Source organism: Paenibacillus sp. IHBB 10380 (assembly GCF_000949425.1).
Lineage (GTDB): Bacteria > Bacillota > Bacilli > Paenibacillales > Paenibacillaceae > Paenibacillus_AQ.
Window position 1 is genome coordinate 4,415,992 of sequence record NZ_CP010976.1, and the last position, 13,921, is coordinate 4,429,912.

Here is a 13,921-nt window from a genome sequence, read left to right on the forward strand (position 1 = left end):
ATACCTCCTCATGTATAATTCTTCATTATTTAATACTCTTATTATCAGCCTTTTACCCACATGGAAAGCTGAAATTTATCTTTGATTCTCTCAATAATAATATTCCCACCATCATTATCTTCCAATTTTTCATATAATTCATAACATCTTTCATAAGAACTATACTCGGGACATATTTGAAGTAACTTAGTATAAAAGAGTTGAGCATCCTGTAGATAATTACAATTCATACAAGTATCTCCCAACAATCTTATTATTTTCACATTATTAGGATGCTTCTCATATAGTTTAACCAACAAATCTATAGCTATTTCATTAAATCCGTAGGATATCAGATTACAAGAGACATTATACTTAGTCTCCAATGACCCTAACCATACATAGTCTAGTATACGTTGAAAAACTTCATATTCTTGTAACACAAGTAAGTGCACGGACATTTCTACCAGCATATTTTCTAGATAAGGAGTAAGTTTTGTTGCCTTAATATCCACATTACAAATTATTTTTTGCAGTACTTTACATTCCTTCTCACTAACATTCAGTAAGGGTTTGGATAATTGGAGCAGTTGATCATCTTGTAACAGCAAGGATAGTAAGAGAATATCCTTCCCATTTTCACTTTCGATTTCATCTGCATGTAACCACGTTGATTTGGCTTCCATATACTGCTTGTCATACTGCTGCGCCGATGCGATTACATTTGCCTGAACATTTACTTTATACATAGTAAGATACTTATTTAATAAAGGGTGCCTTAATGCATATAGTACTTCAAGCAAGAGCTCAAGGTCATCAACGCTGGAGACATTATATAATTGTTCTATATTTTCATATACATCTTCAAGTGGTATATTGGCCTTGGTTACGATTTCAAAGTATTTTTTCAATCCTGGAGCGAAACTTTTTTTGTCTTGAAGAGCCTTTACAATCTGCTCGTAACTCTTTAATATACGATTTTGACTCTCATATAATTCGGCCAGCCTAAAACGAGCCGTGTAGCTTCCGTTCCCTTCGGTAACTGTAATTCCTTGGTCCCCAAGCTTTAAGCATTCTTCTAATGCCACAACTGCATCTTTCGTGTAGCCAGACTCTATAAAAAGTATTCCTTGCATGTGACGTAAATCAGTTTCATTAGGATATATATTTACAGCATCATTAATAACCTGTAATGCATCTTCATACCTATTTAATTCGCCTAAGCAATAACATAATGTAGTTAATAACTCTGGTATTATGATCAAATTAGTACTTAATGGGTAAGCTCTTTGAAAGTAAGATATTGCTTTCTCATGTTCACCCGTCCACATATAGGTTCTACCCATATTAAATAGATTATAGGCATTAGGATTCTCATTCACCTCTTTCAACATCAGCGGTAAGTTTCTTTTCTCTTTTTGCCTATCTTTCATCATTTGATCCGTATACCCGGTATGATAAATTAGCAATTCTCCAAACGTACCTTTATAACCTGCATTCTCATCCATTGTATTCAAATGCTCATGTAGACGATTACGATAGATTAAACCTTTATGATTAGCAAAAAGTCGTATAGAAATATGATTAATTGCTCTACCCTGAGAAAGAAGATTATGTATCTTCACAAAGTAATAATCAGAACTTGAACTAATCTCCTTCTGTAAATCTCCACTTGCAATTAAATATTCATCCGCATCTAATACAAGAATATAATCTGATGTAGCGTGCTTAATGGATTCATTTCTAGCAGCTGCAAAATCATCAATCCAAGTGAAATGAAATATATTCTTTGTATACTCCGCAGCAATATCTAATGTTGCATCTATTGAGCCCGTATCCACTATAACAATTTGGTCTACCTTATCTTTCACACTATCCAGACATCTTCTTAGATATTTCTCTTCATTTTTCACAATCATACATAGGCAAATTGTCTTATTCATTGTATTATCCTTTCATTACACATATAAAAAATCCTATTATTATATATATCGGTCATATTCTACTTATCAATTAGTTAAGAAATATAACAAAAAAAGGAACCTCTAGGGTTCCTTTTTTTGTTATATTTCTTAACGAAGCAATTGTAATACAGCTTGCGGTTGTTGGTTAGCTTGAGCCAACATTGCTTGAGCTGCTTGAGCAAGAATGTTATTCTTCGTTTGGTTCATCATTTCTTTCGCCATGTCTACATCACGAACACGGGATTCAGCTGCTGACAAGTTCTCAGAAGTCGTTCCCAAGTTATTGATTGTATGCTCCAAACGATTTTGGTTTGCACCCAATTTAGAGCGTTCTGCTGAAACCTTTGTAAGAGCAGCATCAAGTGTTTTTATCGCAGCATTAGCAGCTGTTTGAGATCCAATAGCCACTGAAGAGATTCCTAGTGATACAGCACCCATATTTTCAATAGTCAATTTAATATTTTGATTCGTGTTGGCACCAATATGGAATACTGAACTTTTCACTCCAGCACCGTCTAACAATTTCTTAGTGTTAAACTCAGTATCTGTGGAGATACGAGTAATTTCAGCTGTCAATTCAGTTACTTCTTTTTGAAGTTCCTTACGATCATCATCTGTGTTTGTATCATTTGAAGATTGTACAGACAATTCACGAATACGTTGCAAGATACTATGTGTTTCGTTCAAAGCACCTTCAGCTGTTTGGATCAAAGAGATACCATCTTGTGCATTCTTAGTAGCCATATCCAAACCACGGATTTGACCGCGCATTTTTTCGGAAATTGCCAAACCTGCAGCGTCATCACCCGCACGGTTGATGCGAAGACCTGAAGATAGTTTTTCGATAGCTTTGTTTGTGTTGGTAGTGTTAGTACCCAATTGACGGTGAGTGTTCATTGCAGCAATATTGTGATTGATAATCATTTAATATTTCCTCCTTGAAATTAAGTTTATCCACATCCATGTGGTAACGCTGCCTCGTTAAGGTCGGCCGCCCTACTGAAGCAACGTCTAAATAATATATCGTCGAAACAGCGCCAACTATTTATAGCAAATCGTAATATTTATAAATTTATTTTTTATTAGGATTATTTAGCCGCTTCATTAGTGCCTCGATATCCGATATGGAAGGTGCTACAGAGTCACGATTAGACTCCTGAATTGATGCGTATACTTCTTTGCGAAAGATATCAACATGCTTGGGCGCAGATATTCCAATCCTTACTGTATCTCCCTCTACTCCTAGTATAGTCACTTCAATCTGATCTTGTATGACGATTGATTCACCCTTCTTACGTGAGAGCACCAGCATATCAGTTACCACCTTCCATAGATTTCGGTTCCGACCGCATCCCATTCAAAATTAGATACCTAGTCGTATACACAGATTCGTGCAATATAACCTGCTTGGCAGTTTGAGTAACAGGATTAAAGATTAAAGGTGCCAATAAATTAATAGTAGATTGTTCAACCTGATGATGTATAGTAACCATATTATAGACTATAACTTCTTCATCGATACCTAATTCTTCACGGTCAGCATCTGATAGTACAAATTCATATTCTGGGCAGAACGTAAATGGACTAACTAACATAAACGATAGCGTGGGTTCCTTCGTGGATTGCAAATAACAGAAAGGTCCATTCTCTTGATGAATCAAAGCAAGTTCTATTTCCTCATCAAATCCAGGTATACCTTTGGAAAACTTGTAGATTTGATCGTCATTGATTTCTATTTCGCCCCAAGTAGCGGTACTAATGTTCATGAATTTCAACTCCCCTTATTAAATACTTTACACAAAAAAGACTATAGACGTCCATATAGCGACTCTCTATAGCCCTTGATTTACTACATCGTAACATCAATCTCTGGCGGTATGAATTGGATTGATGCATATTGTTGCATATAAATATCCAGCTTCCCCCGTGTATATTCTATTTCCGGGCGATTAACAACGACATTCAATTGCGATTCTGCTGAGCGAAAAGAAATATCTGGTGCCCTCGTCTCAATGTGTATATCTACATTATCCATAGATGCCGGTCCTCTAAATTCCGGAAATGGATCGGATTTCCAATCCGAACCCCAAATCTCCGCTATCGTATGACCTGGTTTATGGATCTCCGCCATCTGATTACCCATTTCAACTCTACTTGCAATGGCTTGTAGAAACAACTGTTGTATTCCCGAATAGATTTTTTTATTAATTTCTAAGAAATTGCCACCGTTATATGCTTCAAATGCTCGACTCTGATCTATCGTTAATTCAGGAGTATACTGACGAATCGTCAGCTCAGATGGCTGTGTATTCATCTGAAGTTCGGCTTTAGGTTGACGAATAGAATACTGACCTAAATCAGCATCTATTCCTAAGATTGCTGGTGTCTGTCTGATCTGTAGAATCTGAAGTGAACTCACCTTCATCACCCCCTATTTATCTTAGAAAATCGACTAAAGAGGGAGAAATAACCTTGGCACCAGCCGATAATGATGCATTGTAGATATTTTCCTGAATTTTAGACTGTATAGACAATTCAGAGTAACTAGCATCCTCCACTTTTGCCTGCAAGTCCGTTAGATTCACTTCTAAATCACTCAATCGACCCTGCATTAACTCTACACGATTCGCCTTAGCTCCAAATTCCGCACGTGTAGACAATATTTTATCCATTCGACTATCGATATTATCTAGTTCTGCTCCGATACCATTAAAATCACCTGATTGCAGCGCAGCTGAAATATTATTAATAATGACAAACAGATTATCTGACTCTGTATCTGTGCCGAACACTTCATTACCATTCACATTAATAGGAAGCTGGACTGATTCCCCAACAATAAAGTTAATTGAACCTGTATCCGTTATAACTCCCGCCGCTGCGGTCGTGTTTGAAGATCCATCCGTATTCTTAGGGAAATCATACGGCTTCTCATCATACTTCTGACCGTTAAAGATATACTTCCCATTTAGTTTACTGTTAGAAATATCTACTATTTGTTCTTTCAATTGTTGAATTTCTTGGTTAATACTATCCAAAGCTGCTTGAGGATTGGTTTCTGTAGAAGCTTGTACCGTTAAGTCTCTTAACCGCTGAACAACTTCACCAACTTGATTAAGCGCTGTGTCATTAAATTCAAGCCAAGAAACAGCACTATCCACATTCTTCTGATATTGATCATTAGAGGATAGCTCTGCACGGTAACGTAAGGAGTAAGTAATACCAACAGGATCATCCGACGGTCTATTTATCTTTCTTCCCGTTGACATTTGAAGCTGTGTCTCACTCATCTTTTGAGCATTACGATTCAAGTTCAGCATGAGCTGAGAACTAAGCATATTATTGGTAACTCTCATAATTTGATTACCTCACATTCTGTTATCTACCAACCATACCTGTATTATTAATTAGTTTATTTAGTAACTCATCGAATGTTGTCATGAAGCGTGCTGCAGCGCTATAAGCATGTTGGAATTTGATCATATTGGACATTTCTTCATCCAAGGATACGCCACTGACGGATTGACGTCGAGTCTCCACTTGATCCGTAAGAACTGTAGCATTCTGAGTCTGACGTGTCGCTTCTTGCGCCTGAACCCCAAGCTGCCCCACCATAGAGTTGAAAAACGCGCCTCCCGTTGCTGAACGTGTACCGTCATCCATTGATGTCATGGCGGTTTCTTTTACGTTAGCAAATAATAATGCCAAGTTGTTATTCCCTTTAATTACTGTCTCGTTCGGTGTTGTTCCTTCTGTCCGAAGGGAAGTTGCAATCAGATTAGGGTTATCACTAATTGCGGAATTAAGAGTAATATTCCCCGCAGTTATAGTCCCTCCTACATTAGTACCCGCAGTAAAGAAAGGAAGCCCTGAATTAATCGTTCCATCCATCGTATAACCCAACTGATGAAGTCCGTTCATCCCTTTTACAATAATAGGTAAATCATCTGTAAGTGTCTTAGATCCGGCATACGTCGTGCCATCCTGATTAGTAATGACTACACCATTAGGAATAACTGAACCTTTTGGCAGTGTAATTTTCATCTCACCATTAACTAGAGTATTCGCTATATTATCTAGTTGCTTCGTATAATCAGACAGAAACTTCTCCCGAAATACGATCATTCCATGTACTTCTCCACCCTGTAAATCTCCTGAAGCATAAGCTGTGTTCAGAAATTCACTGTTAACAGTTGCTACAATAGCACCCTCTTGAATCAATTGCTGGGCTCCTAACGAAACATTGTATCCTTGCTCCGTTTCATTCACATTAATATTAATAATCTTCGATAACTTATCTGTCATCAAATCACGCTGATCTCGTAAATCGTTAGCGTTATCTCCCAGACCTTCAATTCTTGTAATCGCGCTATTAAGATTGACGATTGAATTTAGGTATGTTTGGATCTCCGAACCCTTCACTTCAACGTTGGTTCCTAAATCATTATTCAAGTTCTGTAATTGACGACTCATTTGGTTCATTGCATCTGTTAAAGCGACCGTCGTTTCTTTCACAATCTTACGGGCAGTGACATCTTCGGGACTTTTACTAAGATCTGACCAAGACTTATAGAAATTATCCATCACCGTGCGTAAACCCGTCTCAGATGGTTCATTAACAATTGCTTCTAACTTACTTAATGTATCGGATTGGATAGTCCAGCTACCAAATGCAGAATTCTCACTACGGAACTGTGTATCAAGAAACGACTCCCGAATACGTTCAATAGAATTGAATTCAACACCTGTACCTAGTTGACCAGGCGCTGTGGAACGTAGAAAAGCATAAGGGTCTATTGGAGTAGAAGCAGTCATCCTAACCACTTGGCGGGAAAAGCCCTCCGTATTCGCATTCGCAATGTTATGACCTGTTGTATTTAATGCTGCTGTCTGTGTAAACAAACTCCGCTTAGCGGTTTCAAGTGAATGAAATGTTGATACCACGGTTATTCCTCCTCATGTATTATGCACGCGTATCGAACAATCCAGGCCAGCCTTGACCGTTATGTTTATCCGATGGATGCTGATAGGTTGCTTCTTGTGTGGGTCTATCGATCAAGACATCCAACGAGTAGTCGATGAATGCTAAAGATTGCTCAATCAGCTTCTGGTTTAATTGATTGATTTCTTGTACTTGCGCTAGGGTGTGTGATAGGCGCGATTGGACATCTAGAAGCTTTCTTTTATCTTCAGGATCGAACACCAGCCGCACTAACTCCGTTACGGTTAGATTCAAGAGGGATTTAATCCCCTTCTCCTGCAAAAGTTCATAAGAGGCACTCACACGAGTTTGTTCCAATTGCTCAATCTGTTTCATTACCTTAGATTCTTGATTGAGAATCGTAATAAGACGTTCTACATCGTTGTTCATGATCGTGACTCTCTTAGATTCAGCAATCTCCAGCATGTGATGGTGAGCCGTGTCTAACTGTTCCATCGCTTGGATAAGTTTATTCAGTGCCATCTATTCACCTAGTTCTCGGGAAACCGTTTGAAATACGGCATCAGTTTCTCGGCAATTTTACCGCTATCGATGTTGTATGTGCCTGTTGATACTTGCTGCTTCAAATCTTGTATCTTCTGAACACGCTCACTATTCACAGTACGATCACTCGCCTGCAGCATTTCCATCGCCTCCGTGGAGATGGATACTTCATCCTTACGACGGCTCTTCTTATCTTCATTCTGTCTGCCTGATTCTATATTGCGCTGATAAGAGTTAATGGCTCCGATTCGTCCGGTCTCGTTAATTTTCATAACATCCACCTATCTTTCTTTACTTAATATATAAATAACCGATAATCTGTACTAAGAATATCGGTCAAGGTCGAAATAAAATAACCGACAATCATTACTACATTTATCGGTTAGCACTGAAACATTATGAATAGTTTTAATCATATTTAAGTCTATGGTCCACTATTTATTGTATTTATCTAGGACTCCATATGCTCCTTGACCTTGCGATTTGCTCCTGTAATCCTTATTACGATCGTCATCCCCAGCCTCACTGAATTCTTTAGTCAGACGAGTCCGACAAGAATCACACATATGTCCTTCACGAATAGAAGCACCACAAACTTCGCAAGGAACAGCTAAATTAGGCGCATCTATGATAGAAATGCGGCCATCACGAATAAATTTAGTTATTCTACTAATCGAAACCTCTGTTGCCTCGGATACTTCATGAATCGTCGCCCCTCTGTTCTTGCGAAGAAACTCTGTACATAATAGACATTCACTCTCAATTTCTTTGAAACAGTTCGTACACATATCTCTTATATTGGTGGCATACAATTTACCACAACGCGGACAATTTCCCAGATTCATCTTCAACGTCCCCCCGGCTCATGGTTATTCTACGATTTAATTTATAGCATTAGATTACCTTATTCCCTCTATTGAAGTCCACCTTTTCTTGGCGAGAATATACAGATATTGTTATACACGCGTCCTTACGATCGAGCCCAGGTTAAACTATAGATTTCTACAGAAACACCAAGTTGCAGAAAAGAGTTCCTAAGTACCGTAGCACAAGCATTGATCGTACTCCCCGTTGTATAAATATCATCTACTATTAATATACGCATCACTACATTCATTCTTCTATCTAAACCACGTTGCTGACCGCGTAACCATCGTGTTGTTAGATCCTCTATGACAGAAGTATTCGTAATAAATGCTTCTTGCATGGAAAGAATTCGCTGCTGCCTTGTTTTAAAGCTTTGTTTCTCCGTATGTTCTCTTCGTTCCAGAAGTGGCATAAGGGAGATTCGATGTTGGGATGCTAATCCAGCGGCAAGCTGCTCCGCTTGATTGAATCCACGTTCCGCAAGTCGTACGGAACTCACGGGGACATAGGTCACACCATCAAATGACCCTCGCTCCGTTACTGTAACCTTAGAAAGGGCTATTTCCTGCAACAGAAGTCTATAAGCATAACTAAGCATGGATACGAGTAATGCACCATACTTTTCATTTCCTCTATATTTATACTGAGCGAGCCATCCCCTCATCGACTCATTATACATAACTGCGCTCCGATTACACACGAAGGAACGTTCTATCTCTCCCTCTCTAATACAATCAGGACAGCCAAAAGCCCTGCCACAATGGCGGCATCTTGGATTCGTAATCCACGGGATGCCAGCTGCACACGAGGTACATATACCAAAGTATTCTTTCGATATCTTTGTCCTTCTTCCACAAGCTATACAAAGTTCACCCGGTGGAGCTAACAATCCATGCAGACCATCGATAAGTCGGTGAATAACGTTCACTATGTCCCCACTCCCTACTTCATGATCTGTGCTTATGTAAATATCCCTTCTTCCTTGCTATGCGGTTCATGGTCTTGATCTGACTGATTGCTTTTCGCTGTGAACGCGTCCATTCCGATGAAGCAAAGACGACAGCGCCTGCAGGGTCACTAGAAGAACGCCCAGCCCGTCCGGCCATCTGTACAAGAGAGGCTTCATCGAATAAGTCACTATCTGCATCAACCACATATACATCACTCTTGGGAACGGTCACACCTCTCTCCAATATCGTTGTAGTCACGAGTAATCGGATTGTTGTCTGCCGAAAGGCCATCACTTTCTCTCCACGTAGTGGATCTACTGATGAGGTTCCTTCGACCTCAATCGAATTAAATTCTTTCCTCAGTTTCTCTACTAGAGGCTGAATATGACGAATACGGGATACGAATACAAATACCTGCGCACCTCGATTGAGGGAGTGCTTCAGTTCTTTGAAGAGCGGCCTCAGTAATATGGGCTTGCAAAGACATTGTGCTAATAACTTCAGCGAGACTCGCTTCGGCACAGGAAGTGGGTGACCATGGAATCGTACAGGTACCCTTGCATGTCCTACTGTCCCTCTAGCTACTTCTCTCTGAAGTACTTGGGGTGGCGTCGCTGATAGATACACAAATTTACCAGCAGGTTTACAAGCATGATAGGCGGCAAAAGCCAGCATTGGATCATTATGATAAGGGAAGGCATCCAGCTCATCAATAACAACGAGATCAAACGCTTGATAGAAACGCATTAATTGATGCGTAGTGGCTAGAGTTAATAAACCTGGTCTCCATCGCTCGGTACTCCCTCCATAAAGAGTAACTACAGATTCATCTGGAAAAGCCTTAGCAAGTCGTGGCGCCAATTCCAGGACGACATCCCTACGCGGAGTGGCTACAAGTACACGCCCTCCCACCTGAAGGATGGAATCCAGCAGTGGGAATATCATTTCCGTCTTCCCCGCCCCCGTGACCGCCCAGAGGAGGAAGCGGGCGGGACCCTTGGCTGTGCCCTGCGCTGCGTTCAGCCCCCACCGGCCCTTGGCCTCGGTGGGGCCAACCCCATTCGCGCCGCGCATGGGCGGCTGCGCCAAGAACCTTAGCGCGGCGCTGGCTGCGTTCGCCTGCGCTGCGCTAAGCCCCCACCGGCCCATGGCCTCGGTGGGGTAACCCCCGGCCGCGCCACGCACGGCCGGACTCGCTGCTGTGCGAAGCAGCAGCGTACAAGCGCGGCTACGCCCGAGCGCGAGGCAGGCCTCGCAGTAGGCGCAAGCCGCGCTGCCGCACGAGGCGCATGCCGTGCGGCCAAGGGCTTCGCTGCCGCAGCGCCGGCAGCGGGGGGCTTCGCGCCGCCGCCAAGGTGCGCCGCGGGATGGCGCTGCGGCAGGAGCAACGCCTGCGCTAAGGACAAGCTGGCCCTGAAGATAGGCCAGCTGTGCAGCCGTGAACCAAGCAGAGACCATAACTGGCGAGGTCTCCTCCATTAATGCATTCACTTCCGCCGCTAATAATGAGCGGCCACGCAATGCGGCCACTAGCACATCTGCTTCTCTAGCTATCTCTTGCATAACTAACAAGCTACCTATATCTCCAGCTTGTCGCCCACTTCCCAATGCCTTTCCTAATGCATCCCATAGAATCTTTATCTTCGACATGTTGCTTATACCCTCATTCTCTCTAGTACATCCCTCTACATAGTTCGCATTCCTTCCTTCCCATGGCATGTCTGCCCCCTTGTGAGATTCCCACATCCACATGTCACGCTCACTGAATAAGCTGTTATGAGAATAATGGAAAGCTTCTCCCTCAAGTTCCTGCTGCAACACACGTTTCATATATTGTTTCCACTGAGGCAACCCCCAGTGATTCATCTCTTCACTTTGTCTATCACTTAACACACTCTTCATTCTAAGCGCCCAGCTAAGTGGCAACCCGCTAGACAACAGTACCATCTTATACGACTCTGAAGACTCTATATGTCCCCACCATAATAGATCTACCCTGACATCTAGCGAGAGATTTATACGCCACTTCCCACCATAACGAATCGCATACACTACAACTTTCATACCTTCAATTCCTCCCTTCTCCTTCATATCAACATCACGGTATCCAACGCAAAAAGCACACTCTCTTCGGGAATACCGAACTTGAGAGTGTGCTTCACACCTTATCAAATATGCAATTGTTAGCCAACAGACAACCATATTTATCCCTGAACATAGGGGATGCGATCAACCTCCTGAGGAATTCTGAGATCAATCACGGTGATCTCTCCATCATTTCTCATAGATAAGTAATGACTTATCTCATCACCGCGATCAAGTGAACCAGAGACGTTGGATACATAAATATCCGAGAGTCCCTTAAGCCTCTGAATGATTCTTACCGTGTCATCACTAGACGCATCATCGACTACAGTAATATATATTGGAATGCCACGTAAATATCCGTACAGTTGCAGCGCCCGTATATACCATTCAACCTGCCGTTCATGATTAGAAGTTATAAGTATATAGTGGATACAACGTTCCTGCGCTACATTCCCCTTCATCTTACGTATCGCGTAGAGTCCATGGACGATAGCCACAGCTATCCCATAGATGGCAACAATCCACACTAGTTGGATAACCATCGAAACTCACCTCCTTCTTTACCGACAATATATGCCGGCAGAAGAAGCTCGGTGACACGGTTAATGTATCTTGCCCACACGTAGAGAAAAAGGAACATGGCTCAATATATAATATTGAACCTACAAGGTTACCCACCCATATTTAATTGCATTAATAACAGCTTGTGTCCGATCATCCACGTCCATCTTACTAAGAATGCTACTAACATGATTCTTAACTGTCTTCTCACTGATGAAGAGGAACTCACCAATCATCTTGTTACTCTTTCCTTCAGCCATAAGACGAAGTACTTCAGATTCCCGGCGCGTCAGCGGATTATTCTCCCCACCAACAAACTTAACACCAGCTTCTTTAATCGTACTTTCACTCATAGCACCAGCCTCGTTCACATACGTCATGCGGCGCAGTTGCTGAATCAATTTACCCGTCACTTTAGGGTGAATGAATGCATAACCTTCATGAACAGAACGAATAGCATTTATAAGAGACTCAGCCTCCATATCTTTCAATAGGTAACCATTCGCACCTTTGCGTAACGTCTCAAATACATAACTCTCATCATCATGAATAGATAGTATGATAACTCTTATATCAGGGAATAATCCCCGAAGCTTCTCCGTTGCCTCCACACCATTCTTTAGAGGCATATTTATATCCATAAGGACAATATCAGGTTTCTCGTCATTACAGAATTCTAGCACCTGAATGCCATCGCCACATTCCCCGATAACCTCCATGTCCTCTTCCATATTCAGAATTCGCTTAAGACCTTCGCGAAACAACTGATGATCATCAGCCAAAAGGACTTTTATATTACTCTTCCCAGAATCAATGCTCACCATGTGTTACTCCTTTCGTTTTATCGACATTTGTCGGGATATGTATTACGATTTTGGTACCTTGACCGAGCTCCGATAAGATTTCCATCCTACCCTCTAATAGCTCCACGCGTTCACGCATACCCATTAATCCGAAATGTTCATTTCTCTTCTGTTCGATCAGACTGATTTTGAACCCACAACCATTATCTTGTATAACGATCTTGACCATTTGTGCTTGAAATGTCATTTCTACCACTACATGCGTAGGGTTCGCATGTTTGAAAGCGTTTGTGATTGCTTCCTGAACAAGACGATAAATAGCTGCTTCCATAGCAGAAGAAAACCGTTGTTCCATTCCCCTTGTCTCGAACGATGAACGAATTCTTGTCTTTTCCTCAAAATCATGAACATATTTACGTAACGTAGGTATAAGTCCTAAATCATCCAATGCCATCGGACGGAGGTTAAATATAACCTTCCTCATCTCCTCAAGACTGGCACGGACTTGACCCTTCAAATCTACTATTTCGGCTTGGACCATATTAAAATCCTGCTTTGCTATCATTCTTTCAACAATTTCCGTCCTAAGAACTAGATTTGCAAGCAATTGTGCAGGGCCATCATGTATTTCACGCGCAATTCGTTTGCGTTCCTCTTCCTGAGCCAGTATGATCTTCAATCCAATAAGTTGCCGATTCTTGGCTGTCTTAATGATCTTATTCACTTGACCAATCTCACCGGTTAGATACTCCATAACCACACCCATCTGTGATCCGACACTCTCGGCGCGCGCTACAGAATTCTCTACACTACGAGACCGCTTCTGTAATTCATCTCGTCTTGCCTTAAGATACATCTCTTTCTCACGATAAATCATCAGATCAAGCTGTAACTGGGTAGCCTTCTCGTAGGCCTGTTTAATGTCCTCTTCTTTATACCTCACAAAATCCCGGCTGACTTCTGTCAGCCGGATTCTTGATCGGCGATAGTTTATTTCAAGTTGATCAACTCGATCGAGAGTAACCGTAGTTTCCTGTATCACAAATTGAAGCTCTTGATTAAGAGTAGCTAATTCATCCCTAGCACTCTCTAAGATCTCATACATTTGATATTTACTACTCTCCACCACTTCAATAGCGTTCTTGATTACTTTATCTATTGCTTCAGCTTGAAAATCCACTTAAGTTCTACTCCATTTCTAACTTATGCCATATTGACAATAAT

The 13,921-nt window shown here is 41.4% G+C and carries 15 protein-coding genes; all 15 read right to left on the reverse strand.

Going from position 1 to position 13,921, the window contains the following annotated elements:
• Positions 1-44 precede the first annotated feature (44 nt).
• A complete protein-coding gene (locus UB51_RS20115) occupies positions 45-1,922 on the reverse strand; it encodes a glycosyltransferase (protein WP_044878814.1) in 1,878 nt (625 codons plus the stop codon).
• Positions 1,923-2,051: 129 nt separating this feature from the next.
• On the reverse strand, positions 2,052-2,867 hold the full coding sequence (locus UB51_RS20120) for a flagellin N-terminal helical domain-containing protein (protein ID WP_044878815.1): 816 nt from the start codon (positions 2,865-2,867) through the stop codon (positions 2,052-2,054).
• A 148-nt stretch (positions 2,868-3,015) separates the two neighbouring features.
• Positions 3,016-3,255 (reverse strand): carbon storage regulator CsrA, encoded by a 240-nt coding sequence (csrA, locus tag UB51_RS20125; RefSeq protein WP_044878816.1) that lies wholly within the window; start codon positions 3,253-3,255, stop codon positions 3,016-3,018.
• Position 3,256: 1 nt separating this feature from the next.
• Complete coding sequence (locus UB51_RS20130; protein WP_044878817.1) at positions 3,257-3,709, reverse strand: flagellar assembly protein FliW; 453 nt, start codon at positions 3,707-3,709, stop codon at positions 3,257-3,259.
• Between the two features lie 83 nt (positions 3,710-3,792).
• Positions 3,793-4,362, reverse strand: coding sequence for a DUF6470 family protein (locus UB51_RS20135; RefSeq protein WP_144407045.1), 570 nt, complete (start codon positions 4,360-4,362; stop codon positions 3,793-3,795).
• A gap of 16 nt (positions 4,363-4,378) precedes the next feature.
• Positions 4,379-5,299, reverse strand: coding sequence for a flagellar hook-associated protein FlgL (flgL, locus tag UB51_RS20140; RefSeq protein ID WP_044878819.1), 921 nt, complete (start codon positions 5,297-5,299; stop codon positions 4,379-4,381).
• A 22-nt stretch (positions 5,300-5,321) separates the two neighbouring features.
• The gene (gene flgK, locus UB51_RS20145) at positions 5,322-6,887 is read right to left on the reverse strand and encodes a flagellar hook-associated protein FlgK (protein ID WP_044878820.1); all 1,566 of its coding nucleotides are present in this window, start codon (positions 6,885-6,887) and stop codon (positions 5,322-5,324) included.
• A gap of 19 nt (positions 6,888-6,906) precedes the next feature.
• The gene (locus UB51_RS20150) at positions 6,907-7,407 is read right to left on the reverse strand and encodes a flagellar protein FlgN (RefSeq protein WP_044878821.1); all 501 of its coding nucleotides are present in this window, start codon (positions 7,405-7,407) and stop codon (positions 6,907-6,909) included.
• A gap of 8 nt (positions 7,408-7,415) precedes the next feature.
• Positions 7,416-7,700: a flagellar biosynthesis anti-sigma factor FlgM gene (flgM, locus tag UB51_RS20155; protein ID WP_044878822.1), complete on the reverse strand. Its 285-nt coding sequence runs from the start codon at positions 7,698-7,700 to the stop codon at positions 7,416-7,418.
• A gap of 162 nt (positions 7,701-7,862) precedes the next feature.
• On the reverse strand, positions 7,863-8,273 hold the full coding sequence (locus UB51_RS20160; RefSeq protein WP_044878823.1) for a TIGR03826 family flagellar region protein: 411 nt from the start codon (positions 8,271-8,273) through the stop codon (positions 7,863-7,865).
• A gap of 125 nt (positions 8,274-8,398) precedes the next feature.
• Positions 8,399-9,223: a ComFC family protein gene (locus UB51_RS20165; RefSeq protein ID WP_234405480.1), complete on the reverse strand. Its 825-nt coding sequence runs from the start codon at positions 9,221-9,223 to the stop codon at positions 8,399-8,401.
• A gap of 19 nt (positions 9,224-9,242) precedes the next feature.
• The gene (locus UB51_RS20170; RefSeq protein WP_044880322.1) at positions 9,243-11,309 is read right to left on the reverse strand and encodes an ATP-dependent helicase ComFA; all 2,067 of its coding nucleotides are present in this window, start codon (positions 11,307-11,309) and stop codon (positions 9,243-9,245) included.
• Positions 11,310-11,449: 140 nt separating this feature from the next.
• Positions 11,450-11,875 carry a hypothetical protein gene (locus UB51_RS20175; RefSeq protein ID WP_044878824.1) on the reverse strand — a complete coding sequence of 142 codons (426 nt, stop codon included), beginning with the start codon at positions 11,873-11,875 and terminating at the stop codon, positions 11,450-11,452.
• A 120-nt stretch (positions 11,876-11,995) separates the two neighbouring features.
• Positions 11,996-12,718: a response regulator transcription factor gene (locus UB51_RS20180; protein WP_044878825.1), complete on the reverse strand. Its 723-nt coding sequence runs from the start codon at positions 12,716-12,718 to the stop codon at positions 11,996-11,998.
• Entirely contained in the window at positions 12,705-13,877 is a 1,173-nt protein-coding gene (locus UB51_RS20185; protein ID WP_044878826.1) for a sensor histidine kinase, read from the reverse strand. The genes UB51_RS20180 and UB51_RS20185 overlap by 14 nt, the downstream gene beginning before the upstream one ends.
• Positions 13,878-13,921: the final 44 nt, after the last annotated feature.

Bases quoted from the DNA above. Each gene is read 5' to 3' on its own strand.
- flgM (WP_044878822.1), bottom strand. From the start codon at position 7,700: ATGAAAATTAACGAGACCGGACGAATCGGAGCCATTAACTCTTATCAG.
- UB51_RS20120 (WP_044878815.1), bottom strand. From the start codon at position 2,867: ATGATTATCAATCACAATATTGCTGCAATGAACACTCACCGTCAATTG.
- UB51_RS20115 (WP_044878814.1), bottom strand. From the start codon at position 1,922: ATGAATAAGACAATTTGCCTATGTATGATTGTGAAAAATGAAGAGAAA.
- flgL (WP_044878819.1), bottom strand. From the start codon at position 5,299: ATGAGAGTTACCAATAATATGCTTAGTTCTCAGCTCATGCTGAACTTG.
- csrA (WP_044878816.1), bottom strand. From the start codon at position 3,255: ATGCTGGTGCTCTCACGTAAGAAGGGTGAATCAATCGTCATACAAGAT.
- UB51_RS20170 (WP_044880322.1), bottom strand. From the start codon at position 11,309: ATGAAAGTTGTAGTGTATGCGATTCGTTATGGTGGGAAGTGGCGTATA.
- UB51_RS20160 (WP_044878823.1), bottom strand. From the start codon at position 8,273: ATGAATCTGGGAAATTGTCCGCGTTGTGGTAAATTGTATGCCACCAAT.
- UB51_RS20175 (WP_044878824.1), bottom strand. From the start codon at position 11,875: ATGGTTATCCAACTAGTGTGGATTGTTGCCATCTATGGGATAGCTGTG.
- UB51_RS20180 (WP_044878825.1), bottom strand. From the start codon at position 12,718: ATGGTGAGCATTGATTCTGGGAAGAGTAATATAAAAGTCCTTTTGGCT.
- UB51_RS20150 (WP_044878821.1), bottom strand. From the start codon at position 7,407: ATGGCACTGAATAAACTTATCCAAGCGATGGAACAGTTAGACACGGCT.
- UB51_RS20130 (WP_044878817.1), bottom strand. From the start codon at position 3,709: ATGAACATTAGTACCGCTACTTGGGGCGAAATAGAAATCAATGACGAT.